Source organism: Pedobacter lithocola (assembly GCF_042650845.1).
GTDB lineage: Bacteria > Bacteroidota > Bacteroidia > Sphingobacteriales > Sphingobacteriaceae > Pedobacter > Pedobacter lithocola.
Genome location: NZ_JBHSBW010000016.1, coordinates 15733 through 37016, shown reverse-complemented (window position 1 = coordinate 37016; position 21284 = coordinate 15733). Strand labels below are relative to the sequence as shown.

Here is a 21284-nt window from a genome sequence, read left to right as displayed (position 1 = left end):
AAATAACATACCAAGGAGATTTTCCATTATCATATCAAATTTACTCAAGGATCATTAGCATTTTTCTTTAATTTTAACCAAGCCAAAACTACATGAATCGTATAGATCGTCTTTTCGGAATATTAACTTTACTACAATCAAGGAAATATATTTCTGCGGAGAAAATTTCAGAAAGATTTAATATTAGCATTCGTACGGTTTATCGCGATGTTAAGGCTTTGCAGGAACAAGGAATCCCGGTAGGTTTTGAACAGCCCAAGGGTTATTTTTTGGTGCAAGTATATTTCTTACCACCAGTTTCTTTTAACATGGATGAGGCAAATGCATTGCTTCTTGTAGAGAGTTTAGTTAATGGTTTTGCAGATAATTCGATTCGAACACATTACACCGCAGCGCTAACAAAAGTAAAAGCAGTTTTAAAAACCAATCAAAAAGAGAAGCTGGAAAAGATGAACCAGCACATTAGATTACAAATTCCTGAACGTTTAAGGTTCAATTACGAATACCTTTCGCTTATTCAAAACGCCATAACCGAAAAGAATATAATAGAACTGGAATATAAAAATGCCAAAGACGAAACCAGCAAAAGAGAAGTTGAACCTATTGGTTTAATATTCTACGCTTTCAGTTGGCATTTAATTGCTTGGTGCCATTATCGAAATCAATACCGCGATTTTAACTTAACTCGAATTGTTTGTCTTAAGAATTACGAAAAGCCATTTTTAAAAACAGAACACATGCCGCTGAGTAACTATATGAGCATGTTACCTGTAAATTTTTAGGTTTATACAGCATTTAACCGGACCTGTTGATTTTAGAATCTTATTCTTAGCAAATTAATTATAGCTAAAAGTTAAATATTTTTTCTTCAAATTTCACGCTGCCATAGGGTTGTCACTCCGCCATATTTTCTTTGTAGAAACAAAATTCAAAACCATGAGTATAACCGACCTACTATTAATGGAAATAAATACAATGGAAAAATCTAATCAACAAAATATGGACATCATTAAAGCATTACTGAAAGAATTCGAAAGCGAATTTAACACCACTAAAAAATTTATCGCACTTGTGCCTGTCGATAAATTTGATTGGGCTCCACATGAAAAAAGCATGAAATTGAAATCGTTGGCTAGCCATATTGCCGAGTTACCAGAATGGGTAAATATGGCTTTCACAGCAGATGGGTTAGATTTTGCAACTGCACCTTACGAAGAAAAAAAAATCGAAAACACGGACGATCTAATGAAACTTTTGGAAACCAGCTATCAAAGTGGAAAAGCTGAATTGGAAAAAGCACAGCCAAGCTGTTTTGATGAACAATGGATTTTAAGAAATGGAGAACAGGTTTTGGGCGACTGGACCCGATACGAAATGATGCGAATAGCATTTAGCCAGATTATCCATCATAGAGCACAATTAGGCGTTTACTTAAGGTTATTAAACATCCCAATTCCTGGTAGTTATGGCCCAAGTGCCGACGACCAAAGTTTTTAATTATTCTTAACCACAAAAAAAACTTTAAGTATAGGTTCACCTTTGCTACAGAAGCACAGAGGTCTCAGAAGAAAAGATAAATTTTTTTTTTGTTAATCTGTGCTTCCGTGGCAATATATTTAAATCCATTTAACCATACACCCTTTTGGTTAATTAAGCAATTAATTCCGTAAAATTGCAGCATGAATAACAACTCTGCAACTCGTTTAAATAAATTTATCAGCGAAAGCGGATTATGCTCTCGCAGAGAGGCAGATAGATTTATCGAGAAAGGTACAGTTTTTATAAACGGTAAGCGGGCCAAAATTGGCGACCAGGTTTTGCCTGGAGATAAGGTTATGGTAAATGGCCACAACATCGAACCAAAAGAAGAATCGAATTTTATTTTATTGGCGTTTAATAAGCCAGTTGGAATAACCAGTACAACAGAGTCTAATATCAAAGATAATATTGTAGATTATGTAAATCATAGCGAACGTATTTTTCCAATCGGTCGATTGGATAAAGATTCTTCTGGTTTGATCTTTTTAACCAACAATGGTGATATTGTAAATAAAATATTAAGAGCTGGTAACAAACACGAAAAAGAATATTTGGTTACTGTTAACAAACCAATTACCGAAGATTTTATTTTCGAAATGGGCAATGGCGTGCCTATCTTAGGCGTTAATACGCGTAAATGTAAAGTTCGGCAGGTTGCTCCTTTTGTTTTTAATATTATTTTAATTCAGGGTTTAAACAGGCAAATTAGAAGAATGTGCGAACATTTTGGATATGAAGTTACCAAGTTAGAACGCACCAGAATTATGAATATTAACCTGAAAGGAATCCCTACAGGAGAATTTAGAGAACTTACTGATGAAGAAATGAACGGCATTATGAAAAGTGTCGAAAAATCATCTTCGGAAGCGGCTGCTAAGCCAAAAAACACCAAAAAGAAAACGAACTCTTGGGAAGAAATTTCGGAAAAAAAAAGTGAACAACCGAAAAAAGCCTTTAAACCATCAAAACCTGCACAAAAATCAACTGGAAAAAAAACACCTGGTCATTCATCTTCCAAACCGGCAAATAAAAATACATCCTCTAACCGAAATGCCAGACCAGTAAAAGGTAAATCTGCAGGGAAACCTAGTGGCAGACAAAAAGGAAGATAAGCCAATAAATTGTAAATTTCTGACTTTCAAAAGGTTGCTTTAAGCTAATATCTTTCAGCTTAAAAGCTTTTTAGTACCTTTGTATAAATTGTTTGGCAGCAAATAACTATAAATATGGAAGCATTAATTATCTACCCCGAAAATAAAGAGCAAATGGCTGCATTAAAAGCCGTTGCTAAAGCTTTGAAGGTTAAAACTAAAATAGAAAAAAGTTCGTATAATCCAGAATTTGTTAAAATGATTGAGATGGCTGAGAAAAGAGCAAATTTTAAAACTATTGATCCTAATGATGTATGGGGAAGTTTACGGTTGAAATAGAAGAATTAGCAGAAACTCATCTCCGAAAACATTACAAATCAGGCAATATTGCTAGCATTAAAAAAATTGAAAAGATTCTTTTAGAACTTACGGAAACACCTTATCAAGGTGTAGGCAATCCTGAGTTATTAAAACATGAATTAACGGGCTTTTGGGCTAGAAGAATAAACCAAAAAGATAGGATGGTTTATAGAGTTGATGAAAACATTGTTACTGTTTTCATTATTGCCGCAATGGGTCATTACAGTGATAAATAAAATGTTAGAGAAAACAGCAAAAAAAACCGATATCCGCTCATTAGATTTGCTACAGTTGCAACAGCTATTAATGGCTATGAAGCAACCTGCATTTAGAGCTAAGCAAATCTATCAATGGCTTTGGGAGAAATCGGCAACCAGTTTTGATGAAATGAGCAATCTTTCGAAAGATTTACGCAAATCATTAGATGAAAATTTTTCCATTAATGCTGTTCAGGTAAATAATTCTCAATTTAGTAACGATCATACCATAAAAAACACTTTTCGCCTTGCAGATGGAAATATTGTTGAAGGTGTTTTAATTCCTTTGGAAGACCGAATGACAGCATGCGTAAGTTCGCAAGTTGGCTGCAGTTTAACCTGTAAATTTTGTGCAACAGGTTATATGGATCGTAAGCGTAACTTAAATGCCGATGAAATTTACGACCAAGTTGTTTTAATTGATAAACAGGCCAAACAAAACTACAATAATCCGCTTACCAATATTGTGTATATGGGTATGGGCGAGCCGCTTTTAAATTATGCAAATGTGATGAAATCCATAGAACGCATTACTGCTCCAGATGGATTAAATATGAGCTATAAACGAATTACGGTTTCAACGGCTGGTATTGCAAAAATGATTAAAAAACTTGGCGATGATGGCGCAAAGTTTAATCTTGCGCTTTCGCTGCATGCTGCTGATGATAAAAAGCGTAACGAAATTATGCCCATTAACGAAGCAAATACTTTAAAAGCATTAGCTGATGCATTGAAATATTATTTTGCCAAAACCAAAAATCCGGTTACTTACGAATACATTGTTTTTAATCATTTCAATGATGAAATTTCTGATGCAATGGATTTAGCTAAGTTTTGCAAGCACATTCCCTGCAAAGTAAATTTAATAGAATATAACCCCATTTCTTTTGCTGATTTTACCAATGCCGAAGGCGATAAAATTGATGCCTTTTCAAACTATCTTAAATCTCAGGGAATTAATACCAACATTCGCCGTAGTCGCGGTAAAGATATTGATGCCGCTTGTGGCCAACTCGCTGTAAAAGAAGAAGCTCAAGCATAAGTTTCTTGCTCTTCTTTTTTCATCATTAAGGCATATAATTTTGAATAAGCCGGTAAACACATTATATTTATTTAGCAAAACAGCTCGATAAAATATTGTTCATGAAGGCAAATATTAGTTCTACATTTAAACATTGGGGCAATGATTTAATTGGATTGCTATTCCCAAACTTTTGTAATGCCTGTGGAATTCCACTCTTTAAAAACGAAAAGATTATCTGTACTAAATGTTTGTACGATTTACCTTTTACAGATTACCACATCCATCCTGAAAATCGGGTTGCTAAACAGCTATGGGGAAGGTTGCCTTTAAATGCAGCAATGGCAATGCTTTATTTTAGAAAAGGTGCCAAAGTTCAAAATTTAATTCACAGCTTAAAATACAATAGCAAAACAGATGTTGGCATATATTTAGGCAATCTGCTTGGAGAAAGATTAAAAAACAGTCCGCTTTATAATGATGTAGATTTAATTGTTCCTGTTCCATTGCATCATAAAAAACTACGGCTAAGAGGCTACAACCAGAGCAGTTACATTGCAGAGGGAATAGCAGAAAAAATGGATGTTTTATTTGATGAGTCCACTCTAATTAGGGCGATTTCTACTGAAAGTCAAACCAAAAAAAGTAGGTATAACCGATATGAAAATATGAAGTCGGTTTTTAAAACCAATAAAGTCCAAAGCATCATCGGCAAACACATTTTATTGGTTGATGATGTGATTACCACAGGTGCCACACTCGAAGCATGTGCCAATGTACTTATTGAAAGCGGTGCTACTAAAGTTAGTATTGCCGCTTTGGCTTTCGCCGAATAATTTTCTCATATTTGATACATGCGGTCATTTTACTATAGCTTAATTACCTTAATAATACTTGTTTCAGGTTGCCGTAAAGATGAACGCATTTCTACGGATGTAAACACCAAACTTACAATATCCAACACCAGCATTTTATTCGATACTATTTTCACTTCCATTGGTTCAACTACAAAAAATATTAAAATTCTAAATAAAAATAACGAAGCATTAAATATTTCCGAAATCAAACTTTCTGGCGGAGCGTCCTCTCCTTTTGCATTAAATATTAACGGGCTAAATTTATCCTCAAGAAATAATTTAATTTTAAACGGTAAAGATTCGCTTAATATATTTGTCAAGGTTACCATCAATCCAGATGCTAAAACCACACCCTTTCTGGTTCAAGATTCGATAATAATTTCATCCAACGGTAACCGACAGACCATTCAACTTTTAGCTTATGGGCAAAATGCGGTCTTTATTAATAATGGAATCATAAATACGAATACTACCTGGAATAAAAATCTGCCATATATCATTAATGGCACAATTAACATTCTGAACGGAGCAACATTAACCATCCAGCCGGGAGCTAAAATCTATTTCCATAAAGATGCGGAGATGAACATTGAGGGATTTTTGAATGCAAGTGGCAATTATGCCGAACCAATTTTATTTTGCAGCGATAGATTAGAAACCATTTACAGCAATGAACCAGGACAATGGAAAGGCATTTACATCAATAAAACTGGCAATGGCTTAATAAAGAACGCTACTATAAAAAATGCATCGGTAGGCATAACCTCCGATTCACTTTCAGTAAATTCTTCATCCAAACTTATTGTAAGCAATTGCGTTATCAAAAACATGCAGGTAGCTGCATACGTAGGCAACCATTCTGAACTCTTAGCTTTTAATAATTTATTTTACAATTGTGGCAACTACTTAATTTACGCTATTGGAGGCGGTAATTACAACATTAAACAAAATACTTTTGCAGGTTTTAATCCTAACTTTCCACGGAAGACAGCAGCATTAACTTTTTCTGATTACCTGAATAACAAGGCTTACAACAAACTTCAAATCGAATTAGCAAACAATATTATTTGGGGTAGTTTAAACAATGAATTGGATATTATGAAGAAAACTTCGGCTATTGTTCAACTAAATATTTTTAACAACTTGATTAAAACGAGCAGCTCAAGTTATAACCAAAACGGAAATCTCATCAATTCTGATCCTTTATTTAATTCATTTAGTTTAGAAAATTATAATGTTTCAGCTTCAAGCGTTGCCATTAAAAAAGGGATTGATTTATCTAAGGACCAATATTTTACCACATATTTAAGTGTAGATTTAAATAACAAACCTAGAGTTTTCCCTTCAACAATCGGTTGTTTCGAAAATTAATTTGTCTTTTCTTAAATGATTTAAAACAATTAATTACCGAATGAGTTTATATAAGTGAGAGCGTTAATTTAGATGGTAAGGGTCGATATTTCTTCAAAAGAATATCGGCCCTTTACTTTTTAAAATAAGATTTCTAGGATTTAGGGATTTTAGGATAATATTTTGAGAAAGAGCAAAGATGCTAGAAGTAAAATCCAAATGTAATAAGGTATAAAAAAAAGAGCCTTACAAATAATCGCAAGGCTCCTTATAATCTTAAAAAGATAGATTATTTGTAAAGTGGAAAAGCACTTACTAAGTTAATAACCTCTGCTTTAACAGCACTTAAATTCGCTTCATCTTCTGGGTTAGTTAAAACCTGATCAATTAAATCAACAATTTTAGCCATTTCAGCTTCTTTTAAGCCGCGTGTTGTAATTGCAGCTGTACCAACTCTAATACCAGAAGTTACAAATGGAGATTTATCATCAAACGGCACCATATTTTTGTTAACCGTAATTTCTGCTTTTTCTAATGCATTTTCTGCAACCTTGCCAGTAATGTTTTTATTGCGCAAATCAATCAACATTAAATGATTGTCCGTACCGCCAGAAATGATACCATAACCTTTGGCTACAAAAGCTTTTGCCATTGCTTGTGCATTGGCAGCAACTTGTTTTATGTAATCTCCATATTCATCGCTTAAAGCCTCGCCAAAAGCAATGGCTTTAGCAGCAATAATGTGCTCTAACGGACCACCTTGTGTGCCTGGAAAAACAGCCATATCTAATAGGTTGCTCATCATGCGTGGCTCACCTTTAGGAGTTTTTAATCCCCAAGGATTTTCGAAATCTTGTCCCATCATAATCATACCACCACGCGGACCACGTAAAGTTTTATGTGTTGTAGTAGTTACAATATGACAATGTGGAAGCGGGTTTGCCAACAATCCTTTTGCAATCAAACCTGCCGGATGAGAAATATCAGCCAAAACCAATGCACCAATTTTATCAGCAACCGAACGGATGAAAGCATAATCCCATTCGCGAGAATAAGCAGAAGCACCACAAATAATTAACTTCGGCTTTTCAGCAAGTGCAACTTCTTCTAATTTTTTATAGTCAATTAAACCAGTTTCTCTATCTACACCATAAAAAAATGGGTGATACAATTTCCCAGAAAAGTTTACTGGAGAACCATGCGTTAAATGTCCACCGTGAGATAAATCGAAACCTAAAATTTTATCACCAGGTTGGATAACAGCAAGCATAACCGCAGCATTTGCCTGTGCACCTGAGTGAGGTTGTACATTTACCCATGCTGCACCAAATAATTGTTTAGCCCTATCAATAGCGATTTGCTCCACTACATCTACCACTTGGCAGCCACCGTAATAGCGTTTTCCAGGTAAGCCTTCAGCATATTTATTGGTTAATACGGAGCCTGCAGCTTCCATAACCTGCTTGCTTACAAAGTTTTCTGATGCAATAAGCTCTAAACCATGCTCTTGGCGGTCTAATTCCTTATCAATAAGTTCAAAAATTTGGTTATCGCGTTTCATCCTTATATAGGTTTGTTATTTTTTGTGGCAAAAGTAAGAAAATTGAAGCTAATTAAGGCCCTATTAAGCTGTTGCTTTTACATTAAAGTTATTAAAGCCGCTTCCAATGGTTATCTCCACGATTTGTTGTTGAAGCATTTCTAAAATCGCTAAAAAATTGTAAACGAAATGCACTTTATTTTCAGAGTTTTTCATCACCAAAGCAAAATCAATCTGCTCATTAATGTTTAATAAATTGGCAATAAAATGCTTCTGCTGTTCAATGGTGTAAGGATATTGAATAACCGTATGCTTTACTTCCTGACTACGAATTTCATATTTCTGTATGGTTCTTTGATAAACCATCAATAGCTTGTATAAATCCAGCGATAACAATTCGTCCTGATGGGTAGATGATTCTGCGGCTAAAGACAAATCATATTCAATGTTTCCTCTCCGCTCTTGTTGCATTCTCGATTCTTCAAAAACTTTAAGTTCTTCGGCAACAGACTTAAATTGTTTGTAGGCAATCAGTCGGGCAATTAAATCTTGTTCAGGATTTAGTTCATTCCCCGCCTCATCAATTTCTATCCTTGGTAAAAGCATTTTCGATTTAATGCGCATCAAAGTTGCTGCAACCAATATAAACTCGCTTGCGACCTCTACATTTAACGCCAATAGCTGGTGAATGTAAGCCAGAAAATCATTTGTAATCTTCGAGATTTCAATATCCTGAATATTCAGTTCATCACGCTCTATAAAAAATAACAACAAATCGAACGGACCTTCAAAAACCGGAAGTTTGATTTCAAAATTTTGTGCCTGCATCGCTATAGCAAACATAATAAAAAATGAATATCTGTTTTTTTAAATATGATTAAAAGCTTAAAAATCATTTAGAAAATGAATGTTTCTACCTTTTGGCAGACTTTAGTCCTGCTTTACGTTTCAAGTCCGCACTCGTATCTCGCTTGCGGGCTTTACACTGCAATCAGGTTTAAAAACAAAGGCTTGTCCACCATGCAAACCCTTAAAATGGAACACAGCTTTTTTAGTTTTTTGGACAAACATTGCGCTGTAAAAAAATATAAACCTCTCGGCATATATAAACCAGTTTAAAATTATTCTGGAAATGAACATTCAGTGCTTTTGGCGATTCGCAGTCTTGCTTTACATCTCAAGCCCAATGAAAAATTGGGGCTTTTCATTTCAATCAGGTTTAAAAACAAAAGATTGTGCACCATGCAAACCATTAAAATGGAACACAGCTTTTGCAAACTAGCCCCGGTTGCAGCGAGCACGTAGCAACAGCCATTTCGGCTGTTAGCGTAGTAAAGCGTAAAACGGGAACAAATTTAGTTTCTTGCATAAGCCTTGCGCTTCTGAATAAAATATCACATTCAGTTAAGATGACTAACGATTTGAAAATGCTATTTGGAGGTTGTGATTACAGGTTTACAAACAAAGGTTTTGCACCATGCAAACCCTTAAAATGGAACACAGCTTTTGAAAACTAGCCCCGGTTGCAGCGAGCACGTAGCAACAGCCATTTCGGCTGTTAGCGCAGTAAAGCGTAAAACGGGAGCAAATTTAGTTTCTTGCACCATCCTTGCGCTGCAAAAAAAAGTATAGACCTCTCGGCATATATAAACCAGTTTAAAATTATTTTGGAAATGAACATTTAGTGCTTTTGGCGGTTTGCAGTCCTGCTTTACGTTTCAAGTCCGCACTCGTACCTCGCTTGCGGGCTTTACACTGCAATCAGGTTTACAAACAAAAGATTGTACAGCATGCAAACCATTAAAATGGAACACTACATTTGCAAATTAGCCCCGGTTGCAGCGAGCACGTAGCAACAGCCATTTCGGCTGTTAGCGTAGTAAAGCGTAAAACGGGAACGCATTTAATGTTCTGCACTAACCCTGCGCTTCTAAACAAAAATATGCCAATTCAATTACGATTAATAACGATTTCAAAATGCGATTTGGAGGTTGTTGTTATTACATTTTTTTTAAAAAAATTAGCACAAAATTACCTTTCTTTGTATCTTGTTTCTTTTCCAAAATACCGAATGCAAGTAAAAGCTGGTCCCCTATTATCTAAAATAAACTATCCTGCTGATTTAAAGCAATATAGCGAAGCTGACTTAGAGCAAATAAGCCAGGAATTACGTCAATACATTATCGATGTGGTAAGTGTTAACGGTGGTCACTTCGGCGCTAGTTTAGGCGTTGTTGAATTAACTGTGGCACTACATTACGCCCTTAACACACCTTACGATAAATTGGTTTGGGATGTTGGTCATCAAGCCTACGGACATAAAATTTTAACTGGCCGCCGCGAACTTTTCCATACAAACCGTATTTATAAAGGTATAAGTGGTTTCCCGAAAATTAGCGAGAGCGAATACGATACTTTCGGTGTAGGGCACTCTTCAACCTCTATATCGGCAGCACTTGGTATGGCAGTTGCTTCTCAAATTAAAGGAGAAAAAGACAGGCAGCATGTTGCCGTAATTGGCGATGGCGCAATGACAGCTGGTTTGGCTTTTGAAGGCTTGAACCATGCGGGAATCGAAAACAGCAATGTTTTAGTTATTTTGAATGATAACTGCATGTCCATCGACCCAAATGTTGGAGCGCTAAAAGAATATTTAACAAACATTACAACCTCAAAATCTTACAATCGCTTTCGCGATGATATTTCAAACGTACTTGCCGGTCTTTCAAAACTTGGACCTAACGCACATAAGTATGTTAAAAAGATAGAAAAAAGTATTAAGGGAACATTGCTTAAACAAAGCAATTTGTTCGAATCTTTAAATTTCAGGTATTTCGGTCCTGTTGATGGTCACGACGTTAAGCGTTTGGCAGCAATAATTAAAGATTTGAAAGATATTCCTGGACCAAAATTACTGCATTGTGTTACCGTAAAAGGTAAAGGCTTTGCTTTGGCAGAGAAAGATCAAACCAAATGGCATGCACCAGGTTTGTTTGATAAAATAACCGGAGAAATTAAAAAAAGTGTTCAAGATAAACCGCAGGCACCAAAATACCAGGATGTTTTTGGACACACTATGGTTGAACTTGCTGAAGCCAATGATAAAATTGTAGGCATAACACCTGCAATGCCATCAGGCTCATCATTAAACATTATGATGAAAGCAATGCCAACCCGTGCTTTTGATGTAGGCATTGCAGAGCAACACGCCGTAACTTTTTCTGCCGGATTAGCAGCACAAGGTTTGGTACCTTTTTGCAACATCTACTCTAGCTTTATGCAAAGGGCTTACGATCAGGTAATTCATGATGTGGCTATTCAAAAATTAAACGTAGTTTTTTGTTTAGATAGAGCTGGTTTAGCTGGTGCTGATGGCGCAACGCATCATGGTGCTTATGATATTGCTTTTATGCGATGCATTCCGAATTTAGTGGTTTCATCACCAATGAATGAGGAAGAACTCCGAAACCTCATGTTTACTGCCCAGCAGGAAAATGCAGGTCCTTTTGTAATTCGTTACCCACGTGGAAACGGGGTTATGCCCGACTGGAAAAGACCTTTTAAAACGCTAGAGATTGGAAAAGGTAGAAAAATTTGCGATGGTGAGGAAGTTGCACTTTTAACAATTGGGCATGTTGGTAATTTCGCTGTTGAAGCAAGAGCAGAATTAAATAGCGAAGGCATTTACCCTGCACATTACGATTTACGCTTTGTTAAACCACTGGATGAGCAAATGCTTCACGAAGTATTCTCGAAATACAAACATATCATTACTGTAGAAGATGGCACCTTGCAAGGTGGTGTTGGCTCGGCCATTTTAGAATTCATGGCCGATAATAGTTACAATGCAAATGTGATTCGTTTGGGCATTCCTGACCAGTTTATTGATCATGGTGAACAAGCAGAGCTTTGGGCAGAATGTGGTTATGATAAAGCATCAATAATTGAAGCCGTAAGAAAGGTTGCTATTAAGCGCACAACAAATACAATGGTTGGATAACTTCAAAATCCTACATAATAAAAAACGCCATCTGATGTTAAAACCAGATGGCGTTTCATTTTACTATTATTATCGCTTAAAAATCGGTATAAAGATTCCTGAATGAACTTCTTAAGCCGAAAGTAATTAAAGCCGTATTATTTGTTCCTATAGCGTTGCTTTCTTTCCTATAAATCGCTCCCAATTCTAAACGCAAATTATACCTTGGATTGATAATATATGCCGCTCTAGCTTCTGCGTAATATAAATCAGTTCGCAAACCTTGCGTTGTATAATTACCGAGTTGTTTGGCAGGCTCCAAATAGTTGATAAATATATTCTTACCAAAATCCTGTCCATTTAAATCTAAACCATATTTGGCGTACATTAATTGTCCGGTAAAATCAAATCGTTTATAAGAGTAATTTGCAATACCAACCAATTCTCTAAAATTAGCACCAAATGGATGTGCCAATGGCTCACCTTGAGCAGCATAATTTACAATATTTGTTCTGCCAGTATAAGTGTATGGTTTTGCGGTATTGTATTCCAAAAGGTAATTTAAATTTTCAACCTTAAAAACATCTGCCCCACGTATCCCCAATTGCCAGCCATATTTATTTCTTGAACTTCCATTACTGGAAAAGAAATTTTTAGCCTCAAACTCATCTAAAGAAAATTGTCCATAAACAGTAATTTGCTTATGCAATTCGTATTTAGCAGTTAAGCCAAGTAGAGAATTATCTGGCGATCCACTTGATGCCTCTACCGGACGAAGAAATATGATTGGATTAGCATAACCCCAATCGAAACCTCTTTCATTGCCTAAATCATCTGTTTCTCCCCATATAATCGAATCAAAAAAACCAAGTGATAACCTATTATTTACATTCCAATCTAGATAATGAAACACACCACCCTTTTTTCTATTGCCGGCTTCGTAAGATAGTTTTGGCGAATTAGGATCTTGCATCGCCGCCCACATCGCCATGTATTGTACATTACCTAAATTTCCTGTTAATTTTAAGAAAGGATACGGAGCTGAGTTATCAGATAATAACATCGAACGATATCCATCACCAATAAAATTCTTATCGTAACCAACCGCAACATTTAAATATTTAATTGGTGTATAAGAAATTAATGCTGTAACGTACGACCAATCTAAAGAGGTTTTTCCTGCGTTTGCACCATAATCTCTATTGTAGGCTTGGCCCGGAACAGCTTTTTTACTTGTGGCATAATTAGTATAATATTTTGCAAACTGACCCTGGTTCTCAAAACCACTTGTATAAAAAGAGAATTTTTTACCAATTGTACCGCCAACTTGATATCCTCTGGTGTTTAACCAAGTATTTTGCTTACCAGAAAAATCTTTACCAATTTGGAAATCAGGCAAGAAATCAGCATAAAATGTATATTCAGAGTTTTGATAATCAATCAAATGCTCATTAAAAATTTTTCTTGCAACCCACGATTGTCTTGATGAATCTACGCCAACACTTAAAAGCTGCTTACCATGCTCAACCAATAAACTGTCGTCAATGAAAAAGGGTCTTAAACTACTATGAAAGCGTGTTTGTGGATTATAAACTTCTCTATTTAGTTTTTGATAGAATTGATATGACTGAGGTTGATATTGCGATTGCGCCATTACAGAACCAACAGCACCCATAAAAAACAAAAAAGGTAAAAGTTTCTTCATTAACATAGTTTTTTTATTAAAATGATTTCGCAAAGGACGGAAAATAATTTGATTTGCCAGATGATTTGTAAAATTCTTATACAAATCAGCGTAATATAATCTTACTAGTGTGCCTTATTATGCCCTGCAAGAACCTGCCAAATGGTTAAAAAGGTAATCTTTAAATCAAGCAATAGCGACCAATTTTCGAGGTACCAAATATCTGCTTCAACCCTTTCTTCCATCGAGCCATCCTCTTTAGTTTCTCCTCGCAGCCCATTAACCTGTGCCCAGCCAGTAATTCCAGGTAAAAGGAAGTGACGCACCATAAATTGATCTATCAAAGCAGAATATTCAGCAGTATGTTGTAACATGTGTGGTCGCGGACCAACTACCGACATTTCTCCAAATAACACGTTAAAAAACTGTGGCATTTCATCGATGCTCTTTTTACGCATAAATGCGCCAATTTTTGTAACCCTGCTATCAAAAGCACTTGCCTGCTTTGTATCGGCCTCACCATTAACATACATGCTCCTAAACTTTAAGCAATAGAAAGAGTGGTTATCCTTACCTGATCTAAGTTGTTTAAAGAAAACAGGACCTTTTGATTCCAATTTAATTAAAATTGCCATGATAGGAACCAGCCAACTCATCACAAAAACGATGATTAAAGAAGAAAATACGACGTCAAAAATACGCTTTACTACCTGGTTACTAAAAATTTCTAAAGGTTCAGTTCTTGGGCTTAATACGGGTAAATGCCCATACAACTGCACCATTACGTTCTTTTTAAAATAATCTTTAACATCGGGCACAAGTTTAAAACGAATCATTGCCTTATCAGCCTGTCGCATTAAAACATCAATCTTTTTTAATGCTCTATCTGGCAAGGCGCAATAAATTTCTTTAATATTGCTTTCTTTAACGTAATTAATACACTCATCAACACTCCCAATAACATGGCTTTGAGCACGTTTTTCTGGCGCATCGTCAAAAAAGCCAACAACCTTATAACCCAAATGTGTATTTTTTTCCAAATGATTTTTTAAATCCAAACCTAACGGGCCGGCGCCAACAATTACAACCTTTTTATAGTTGATGAGTTTGGCTCTGCTAGAACGACGTAAAAGCAAAAACACCACCTTCCCTGCTAAAAATAGTGGTGCAAAAAGCAATCCTGTATAAATTAATAACCGATAAGAAACACTGAAATCTTTAAGATAAACGACAAGAAGAAATATTATCGTTCCAAAAAGTAATAAACTCCATAATGCTTGTTTGATGGTTGGAATTGCATCCTTAACAAACATATCCTGATATAACTTTGTGATTTGAGTAACATTAAACCAAACAAAGTTGATAAGTAAAATATGAAGGAAATTGATACCACGACCATCGAACATTCCGAAGGTGCCGTTTGCCAGAACATAGCCAAAGTAACCAGCCATGTTAACTAGAAAAAGATCAATTAAAATACTTATCGTCTTAAAATAAGTACTATTACTTTCAATCATTAATTGTGTAAAATTTTGCCAAATATAGTCAGCTTGTTTACAATATGGATAATTTGCTTGTAATCGCGATAATTTTTTTGCGCTAAAAGTCAATTCCGCTCGCGTAGCACAAAAAACAAGCCAATACGCCAAGCTTTGTAAAAACGATTAAAAGCAGAGATTGTATTTTATTTATTATAAATTTGCCAAACATCTGCCAGAAAGTTTTGAAGCAAGTTTTAACAAGTTTTATAAGTAGTTTAAGAGAAACTAAAATTGTTTCCAATTTTTTAAATCTGAGCAGTATTCAGATTTCTAATACCTTACTTATACTTTTAATGTATCCCATCATTACCCGAATTATAGGTATAACAGATTTGGGTTTAGTAATGTTGGCAAATACATTTTCCGGCCTTGCGGGCATCATCATTAATTACGGCACAAACCAATCGGGTATTAGAGATATAGCCACACACAGCCACGACAAAAAAGGACTAAATAATGTATTTAACAATACCATTTGGATTCGTTTGTTAATCTTTGCGGTCTATATAATCTTTGTAATTTGCTTGCATTGGGCAAATATCCGGTACTACACCTATATTATTTTATCCATCCCCTTGGTATTTGCGGAGGTATTAAATCCGCTCTTCTTTTTTTTAGGATTAGAAAAATTAAGACTATACAATATTGCTAATCTAATATCCAAAGTTGTTATAATTGCTGCGGTAGTATTTTTTATAAAAGGACCTGAAGATTCTGAATGGGTTAATTTTATTATGGGCATGGCAACAATGCTGGCTTATGGCACTTTGATGTTCTACGTTTTAGCTAAATACAACTTATCGTTTCGTTTTCCGCAAAATGCTGAGTTGAAAAAAATAACGATAGACAATTTTTTCTTAACGATAAATAACATCTCCGTTCATTTGCAACAATCTTTAATGATATTTTCGCTAGCCAAATGGGGCGACCCTTTATGGCTGGGTGCATATTCTTTATGTGATAAAGTAATTGGTTCATCACGTTTGCTACTCATATCAGTTTCAAATGCAATTTATCCAAAAGCCGCACAACTTTATAAAGATGGAATTGGCGCTTGGAAAGCCTACAAAATTAAAATGAAGAGGCTTGTAACCCTAATGTTCTTCGCATTATCTTTGGGTTTATTCATTTTACCAGGGTTTGTGATACAGATTTTATCTGGAGAACACAATCAAACAGCGATAGATTTTTTAAGAATAATGGCCTTCGTACCAACCCTTGCTGCACTAAACGTATTAAACGTTTTAGATTTATTGCTTAAAAACGATACGCTTTCTATATTTAGAATAGCCTTAATTTTACTTGCAATTTCTGCATTTGTGGCTTGGATTTTAGTTACCCAAGGCTTACAACAGTGGTTTGGTATTTATGCCATAATTATAGAAGGAAGCGCTTTGCTGATGTATGAGTATGTAATCAAAAAATCATCTACAAAGTATGTGTAAAAAGGTAGCTATAATATTGCTTAATTGGAACACACCAGATTATACAGCTAGTTGTATCTCATCAATAATGAAATATTGCTCAGCTGATGATTATGATTTGATAATTGCAGACAATGGCTCTACAGATGGTTCGCTAGCTAGTCTAAAAGCTAAATTTCCTCAACACATCTACATTGATAATAAAATAAACTTAGGCTTTGCCGGAGGAAATAATACTGCCTTAAAATATAGTATAGATAAGAGCTATGAATTTTCAATGCTTTTAAATAATGATACCGAAACGGAGGAGGATTTTATAAGCCCATTATTAAACCATTTATACCAAAACGAAGGTGTAGTAGCAGTACAGCCTGCTATCTACTACTTAAGCAATAAAGAACAGCTTTGGAATGGAGGTTCATATTTTAATCCATATTTGGGCATAACATATTCTAATAACAAAAAAAGCAGACAGCAACTAAATACACCAGAGAAAGTTGATTGGCTAACAGGATGCTGCTTATTGGTTAGAAACGAAGCGTTAAAAAAAATTGGCCTGTTAAACGAACGGTTTTTTCTTTACTATGAAGATGTAGAATTTTCATTTCGTTTGAAGGCAGAATGCGGAGATTTGCATTATTTTCCGAAAACTAAAATATATCACGAAGCAGGCGTTTCAGGAAAATTTAAAAGTGCAAACCCTGAAGGAACATTAAGCCCAATAATACATTACTATCTTAGCAGAAACAAGATTTGGTTTTTGAGGAAATATGCAAACCCATTATTTACTATATTAATCTTCTTAATTAACACGTTTTATTATGGAGCAGTTTTTTGCTACTTAATTATCCGGGGTAGAAATAAGAAAGTAAAGTATTTATACAAGGGAATAAAAGAAGGGTTGTTTACATCTAAAAGCATGATTTGGCCATGATGATAATATTCCCTATAATTTACATTTTCGCATTTGTACTTGCACTTTCGGATGTTGTAAATGGTAAGAAAGATGGCTTTTTAATATTCCTGATTTTTGGGCTATCTATTTACACAACTGTATTATCAATAACATTTATGCTTGGTTTCAAGAGCATGATTGTTTACCTCCAATCTTTTAAAGAAATTTTTATTGTTCTTATACTTGGAATGAGTATTTGGAACCTGAAGACCAAAATTAAACTGCATGTAATTGATTATTTGATTTTAGCTTTTTTTGGTTATACTTTGCTATATGTTTTATTACCTATTGGAGAACAAGGATTTATTCCTCGTTTTCTGGCCTTTAAAACGCTATCATTTTTTGTTCTTGTCTACGCATGTGGAAGACTTTTCAAGCCCAAAGAGATTTACCTCAGCAAATATTTTCATTATATTTTATTATTATCAATAGCTGCGGCAGTTGTTATGCTAACTGAGATTATAGGAAACCAGCATTTGCAAGCCAGCACGGGCTATGCAGATTATAATTTTTATCTTTTTAACTTTGAGCCGAGTGGAAATTATGGCCTCACCTGGACTTTCGAATCTGAGGGTGGATACAAACGTTTTGCCAGTTTCTTTGCTAATCCTTTAGAATTTGCATCAGCAACAATTGTTGCGATTTCTGTACTTGCTGCACTTTATACTAACGATAAATATAAAATAAAGCTTGATTCTTTTGGATATATTTCATTGAGCGCTACATTAGCCTGCATAATCTTTGCCTTCTCCAGATCCGCATTTATTAGTTATTTTATCTTGCTCTATGTTTATTCTTTAATTACAAAGAGAAAACTAATAACAAATACCATTCATATTTGTGGCGTAATAGTGGTGTTATATATAATCTATTTGTTTACTAAAGAGCAAGATCAGAATGATGGTATCCAAATGGTTATTATCAATACACTTAATTTTAGTAATCCGTCCAGTGTTGGTCACTTGGTAGAATGGATTCAAGGTGCCTTAGCAATTATAGCTAATCCATTAGGGTTAGGTTTAGGCTCTTCCGGACGCATAGGCGGCTCATTAGGAGAAAACATTGGGGGAGAAAATCAATTCATAATTATTGGTGTTCAAGCTGGAGTGATAGCACTTCTATTATATTTAATCATTTACATCCTATTAATAAAGAATGGTTTAAAGTGGTTTTACAGATTGAATGGAAAGGAAAAAAAAATATGCTTGGTTATCACCCTAATTAAGGTTGGTTTAATAATTCCAGCATTAACATCCGAAACAGAATCTTCTTCTTACATATCATATCTTACTTGGTTTTTTTCTGGCTTATTTGTCAGCATCATTTCAACTAAAGTAGCGGTAAGTGAATCCAAATCAAATATAATTGATGGAGAGCATTTTCAATAATCCAGTGTTTCCGCAAATATCCTTATGCCACCATCAATGAGAATAACTTACAATTACTTTCATTTATAGAGAATTATCGAAACTTCAATCAATCATTAATCTCAAGAATCGGCAGCTAATATAATTTTATTACCTTTGATTGCATTAATGCGGCGAAATACACGCTTTGCTATTACTATGATTAATATTACCTGTCCCGTCTGCTTCGATAACAAAACTAATTCGCATCCAATTATTTTTAACGTTAAGGCAGATTCTGAAGAAAATTATCAAATCAGGAAGTGTCAAAATTGTGGCCACATTTACACATATTTCGAGCATGATATAGATATTGCAAGCTACTATGATGAAAAAGATTATACAGTAAAGGATACTAAAGAAACTATCTTTTTTAAAATCCAGAAGTTGGAGTATAATTCTGTTCTAGATAAAATAAAAAAAACGTCACCATTACCCGCTACATTGTTAGATTTTGGAGCGGGAAAAGGTCTCTTTCTTAAATTTGCTTCAGAAAAAGGCTATGCTGTTAAAGGGATTGAAAGCTCAGTACCTCGCGCTAACTATGCGAGAACCCATTTTAACTTAGATATAAACACCGATTATTATACTAGTGGTACCGTATTCGACAAAAAGTTTGATGTATTAACTTTATTTCATGTTTTAGAACATATACATCTTTCTGATAATTTATTACAAAACCTGATTAATAATAACTTAAAAAAGAATGGAACTCTTGTTATAGAAGTACCAAACTTTAATAGCTTGCAATCCAACTGGAGCGGGAACAGATGGCTTCACCTTGATGTTCCAAGACACATAAGTCATTTCACACCGCAGCTTTTAAAAAATGTAATTTCTAAATGCGGCTGTGAGGTTCAAAGCGAATCTTACTTCTCCTTACATTTAGGGATTATAGGCATGGTTCAAACTATTTTCAGTTGGTTTGGCTACAAAGGATTTTTAATTGCAGATTTAAAAGGAAAGAAAACAATTGGTTTACTAACCGCTTTATTAGTTACAATTCCAATTGCAATTGGATTAGAAGTTTTGTCAACCTTTTTTAAAAAAGGTGGCGTTATAAGATATTACGCCATCAAAAAGATATAATTGCTTTGCATGATTAAGCTCAAGCAAAGTAACCATAAGTTGGAAAAAAGAAATAAATGAAGATTGCAATAATAGGCTCAAGAGGCTATCCTTATGTTTATGGAGGCTTTGAAACCTTCGTAAAAGAATTAAGTGAAAGATTAGTAAAGCAGGATGTTGAAGTTCATGTTTACTGCCAAAGAAATTTGTTCCCCGTTCAACCTGCCCAGGTTAATGGAATTTATCTACACTATATTCCAACACTACCTCAAAAATCACTAAATCAAATCATTCACTCTTTTCTTTCAATATTTCATGCAACATTTAGTAAAGCTGATGTGCTGCTAGTGGTAAACCTTGCCGCCGGACCAATGGGATGGATCCCGAAATTAACAGGTAAAAAAACGATAATAAATGTTGATGGTTTGGAATGGCTAAGACCTAAGTGGAAAGGGTTAGGTGCAAAGTATTTTTATTTTGCAGCAAAAATTGCTACCAAATTGTTTGATAAAATAATTACGGATGCTGAAGGGATGAGGCAGGTATATTTGCAAGAGTTTAAAAAAGATTCTACAGTTATTGCTTATGGAGCCCCTAAGTTTGTGGCAGCACAACCTCATCTTATCGAACGTTTACAATTAAAGCCAAATGATTATTATTTAATCGTTGGCAGGCTTATTCCTGATAATAATGCAGATTTAATCATTAAAGGGTTTTTAAAATCAAAATCAAATAAAAAACTAGTTGTAGTAGGCGATGTACCATATTCAGACCGTTATGCAACCGGATTAAAGGAATTACAAAACGATCGTTTGATTTTTCCTGGTTATGTTAAAGATCAGGAAGAACTAATGGCGATATATCAAAATGCTTTTGCTTACATACACGGACATAAGTTTGGAGGTACTAACCCGGCAATGTTAAAAGCCATGTCTAACAATTGTGCAATATTAGCTTTGAATACCGTGTTTAATAGAGAAATGTTGAACGATGGCGAATATGGCTTATTTTTCGATGAAGATGAAAACGATATTGCAATCGCGGTGGAAGACTTAGAAAATCAGCCTGAAATTGTGCAAAATCTAAAAAGAAAGGTCAGTTCTGGTTTAACAGATAAATATAATTGGGATTGTGTAACTCAAAAATATAAAACCGAAATGTTAAGCCTACTCAAGTAATCAACAATCGACATGCAACAAAATGAGAATTAAA

The 21284-nt window shown here is 34.8% G+C and carries 18 protein-coding genes; 14 read left to right on the top strand and 4 right to left on the bottom strand.

What is annotated here, in order from left to right; genetic code table 11:
* Positions 1–92 precede the first annotated feature (92 nt).
* From ACFOWA_RS18125 to ACFOWA_RS18090, 8 genes are all read left to right on the top strand, one after another.
* Positions 93–782 carry a helix-turn-helix transcriptional regulator gene (locus tag ACFOWA_RS18125; RefSeq protein ID WP_378987932.1) on the top strand — a complete coding sequence of 230 codons (690 nt, stop codon included), beginning with the start codon at positions 93–95 and terminating at the stop codon, positions 780–782.
* A 154-nt stretch (positions 783–936) separates the two neighbouring features.
* Complete coding sequence (locus tag ACFOWA_RS18120) at positions 937–1497, top strand: DinB family protein (protein WP_378987929.1); 561 nt, start codon at positions 937–939, stop codon at positions 1495–1497.
* Between the two features lie 182 nt (positions 1498–1679).
* Positions 1680–2651 carry a 23S rRNA pseudouridine(2604) synthase RluF gene (rluF, locus tag ACFOWA_RS18115; protein ID WP_378987926.1) on the top strand — a complete coding sequence of 324 codons (972 nt, stop codon included), beginning with the start codon at positions 1680–1682 and terminating at the stop codon, positions 2649–2651.
* Positions 2652–2765: 114 nt separating this feature from the next.
* Positions 2766–2969 carry a DUF2683 family protein gene (locus ACFOWA_RS18110; protein WP_378987923.1) on the top strand — a complete coding sequence of 68 codons (204 nt, stop codon included), beginning with the start codon at positions 2766–2768 and terminating at the stop codon, positions 2967–2969.
* A complete protein-coding gene (locus tag ACFOWA_RS18105; RefSeq protein ID WP_378987920.1) occupies positions 2945–3226 on the top strand; it encodes a Txe/YoeB family addiction module toxin in 282 nt (93 codons plus the stop codon). Before ACFOWA_RS18110 ends, ACFOWA_RS18105 begins: the two co-directional genes overlap by 25 nt.
* A 1-nt stretch (position 3227) precedes the next feature.
* Positions 3228–4289 (top strand): 23S rRNA (adenine(2503)-C(2))-methyltransferase RlmN, encoded by a 1062-nt coding sequence (gene rlmN, locus ACFOWA_RS18100; RefSeq protein ID WP_378987917.1) that lies wholly within the window; start codon positions 3228–3230, stop codon positions 4287–4289.
* A gap of 101 nt (positions 4290–4390) precedes the next feature.
* A complete protein-coding gene (locus ACFOWA_RS18095) occupies positions 4391–5104 on the top strand; it encodes a ComF family protein (protein ID WP_378987914.1) in 714 nt (237 codons plus the stop codon).
* An 18-nt stretch (positions 5105–5122) separates the two neighbouring features.
* Positions 5123–6496, top strand: coding sequence for a right-handed parallel beta-helix repeat-containing protein (locus tag ACFOWA_RS18090; protein ID WP_378987912.1), 1374 nt, complete (start codon positions 5123–5125; stop codon positions 6494–6496).
* A gap of 268 nt (positions 6497–6764) precedes the next feature.
* On the opposite strand, the gene glyA is transcribed toward ACFOWA_RS18090, so the two are convergent.
* Both glyA and ACFOWA_RS18080 read right to left on the bottom strand, forming a co-directional pair.
* Positions 6765–8036 carry a serine hydroxymethyltransferase gene (glyA, locus tag ACFOWA_RS18085; protein WP_378987909.1) on the bottom strand — a complete coding sequence of 424 codons (1272 nt, stop codon included), beginning with the start codon at positions 8034–8036 and terminating at the stop codon, positions 6765–6767.
* Positions 8037–8099: 63 nt separating this feature from the next.
* Positions 8100–8843: a segregation and condensation protein A gene (locus ACFOWA_RS18080; RefSeq protein ID WP_378988921.1), complete on the bottom strand. Its 744-nt coding sequence runs from the start codon at positions 8841–8843 to the stop codon at positions 8100–8102.
* Positions 8844–10086: 1243 nt separating this feature from the next.
* Here ACFOWA_RS18080 and dxs point away from each other — a divergent pair.
* Positions 10087–12015, top strand: a complete 1929-nt coding sequence (gene dxs / locus ACFOWA_RS18075) for a 1-deoxy-D-xylulose-5-phosphate synthase (RefSeq protein ID WP_378988919.1) — start codon at positions 10087–10089, stop codon at positions 12013–12015.
* A 76-nt stretch (positions 12016–12091) separates the two neighbouring features.
* Here the strand turns inward: dxs and ACFOWA_RS18070 are convergent, their stop codons facing one another.
* Both ACFOWA_RS18070 and ACFOWA_RS18065 read right to left on the bottom strand, forming a co-directional pair.
* Positions 12092–13699 carry a gliding motility protein RemB gene (locus ACFOWA_RS18070; RefSeq protein WP_378987906.1) on the bottom strand — a complete coding sequence of 536 codons (1608 nt, stop codon included), beginning with the start codon at positions 13697–13699 and terminating at the stop codon, positions 12092–12094.
* Between the two features lie 104 nt (positions 13700–13803).
* Complete coding sequence (locus ACFOWA_RS18065) at positions 13804–15195, bottom strand: undecaprenyl-phosphate glucose phosphotransferase (RefSeq protein ID WP_378987903.1); 1392 nt, start codon at positions 15193–15195, stop codon at positions 13804–13806.
* A gap of 182 nt (positions 15196–15377) precedes the next feature.
* On the opposite strand from ACFOWA_RS18065, the gene ACFOWA_RS18060 reads away from it, so the two are divergent.
* The 5 genes from ACFOWA_RS18060 (at position 15378) to ACFOWA_RS18040 (ending at position 21250) form a co-directional block, all read left to right on the top strand.
* On the top strand, positions 15378–16664 hold the full coding sequence (locus ACFOWA_RS18060; RefSeq protein ID WP_378987900.1) for an oligosaccharide flippase family protein: 1287 nt from the start codon (positions 15378–15380) through the stop codon (positions 16662–16664).
* Entirely contained in the window at positions 16657–17577 is a 921-nt protein-coding gene (locus ACFOWA_RS18055) for a glycosyltransferase family 2 protein (RefSeq protein ID WP_378987897.1), read from the top strand. The genes ACFOWA_RS18060 and ACFOWA_RS18055 overlap by 8 nt, the downstream gene beginning before the upstream one ends.
* Complete coding sequence (locus ACFOWA_RS18050) at positions 17574–18986, top strand: O-antigen ligase family protein (protein WP_378987894.1); 1413 nt, start codon at positions 17574–17576, stop codon at positions 18984–18986. The genes ACFOWA_RS18055 and ACFOWA_RS18050 overlap by 4 nt, the downstream gene beginning before the upstream one ends.
* Positions 18987–19163: 177 nt before the next feature.
* Positions 19164–20093 carry a class I SAM-dependent methyltransferase gene (locus ACFOWA_RS18045; protein ID WP_378987891.1) on the top strand — a complete coding sequence of 310 codons (930 nt, stop codon included), beginning with the start codon at positions 19164–19166 and terminating at the stop codon, positions 20091–20093.
* 56 nt (positions 20094–20149) lie between these two features.
* The gene (locus tag ACFOWA_RS18040; protein WP_378987888.1) at positions 20150–21250 is read left to right on the top strand and encodes a DUF1972 domain-containing protein; all 1101 of its coding nucleotides are present in this window, start codon (positions 20150–20152) and stop codon (positions 21248–21250) included.
* Positions 21251–21284 lie beyond the last annotated feature (34 nt).

What these genes read in the sequence shown, in the direction of transcription:
- ACFOWA_RS18125 (WP_378987932.1), top strand. Translation starts at nt 93, where the DNA reads ATGAATCGTATAGATCGTCTTTTCGGAATATTAACTTTACTACAATCA.
- ACFOWA_RS18120 (WP_378987929.1), top strand. Translation starts at nt 937, where the DNA reads ATGAGTATAACCGACCTACTATTAATGGAAATAAATACAATGGAAAAA.
- rluF (WP_378987926.1), top strand. Translation starts at nt 1,680, where the DNA reads ATGAATAACAACTCTGCAACTCGTTTAAATAAATTTATCAGCGAAAGC.
- ACFOWA_RS18110 (WP_378987923.1), top strand. Translation starts at nt 2,766, where the DNA reads ATGGAAGCATTAATTATCTACCCCGAAAATAAAGAGCAAATGGCTGCA.
- ACFOWA_RS18105 (WP_378987920.1), top strand. Translation starts at nt 2,945, where the DNA reads ATGGGGAAGTTTACGGTTGAAATAGAAGAATTAGCAGAAACTCATCTC.
- rlmN (WP_378987917.1), top strand. Translation starts at nt 3,228, where the DNA reads ATGTTAGAGAAAACAGCAAAAAAAACCGATATCCGCTCATTAGATTTG.
- ACFOWA_RS18095 (WP_378987914.1), top strand. Translation starts at nt 4,391, where the DNA reads ATGAAGGCAAATATTAGTTCTACATTTAAACATTGGGGCAATGATTTA.
- ACFOWA_RS18090 (WP_378987912.1), top strand. Translation starts at nt 5,123, where the DNA reads ATGCGGTCATTTTACTATAGCTTAATTACCTTAATAATACTTGTTTCA.
- glyA (WP_378987909.1), bottom strand. Translation starts at nt 8,036, where the DNA reads ATGAAACGCGATAACCAAATTTTTGAACTTATTGATAAGGAATTAGAC.
- ACFOWA_RS18080 (WP_378988921.1), bottom strand. Translation starts at nt 8,843, where the DNA reads ATGCAGGCACAAAATTTTGAAATCAAACTTCCGGTTTTTGAAGGTCCG.
- dxs (WP_378988919.1), top strand. Translation starts at nt 10,087, where the DNA reads ATGCAAGTAAAAGCTGGTCCCCTATTATCTAAAATAAACTATCCTGCT.
- ACFOWA_RS18070 (WP_378987906.1), bottom strand. Translation starts at nt 13,699, where the DNA reads ATGAAGAAACTTTTACCTTTTTTGTTTTTTATGGGTGCTGTTGGTTCT.
- ACFOWA_RS18065 (WP_378987903.1), bottom strand. Translation starts at nt 15,195, where the DNA reads ATGATTGAAAGTAATAGTACTTATTTTAAGACGATAAGTATTTTAATT.
- ACFOWA_RS18055 (WP_378987897.1), top strand. Translation starts at nt 16,657, where the DNA reads ATGTGTAAAAAGGTAGCTATAATATTGCTTAATTGGAACACACCAGAT.
- ACFOWA_RS18050 (WP_378987894.1), top strand. Translation starts at nt 17,574, where the DNA reads ATGATGATAATATTCCCTATAATTTACATTTTCGCATTTGTACTTGCA.
- ACFOWA_RS18045 (WP_378987891.1), top strand. Translation starts at nt 19,164, where the DNA reads ATGATTAATATTACCTGTCCCGTCTGCTTCGATAACAAAACTAATTCG.
- ACFOWA_RS18040 (WP_378987888.1), top strand. Translation starts at nt 20,150, where the DNA reads ATGAAGATTGCAATAATAGGCTCAAGAGGCTATCCTTATGTTTATGGA.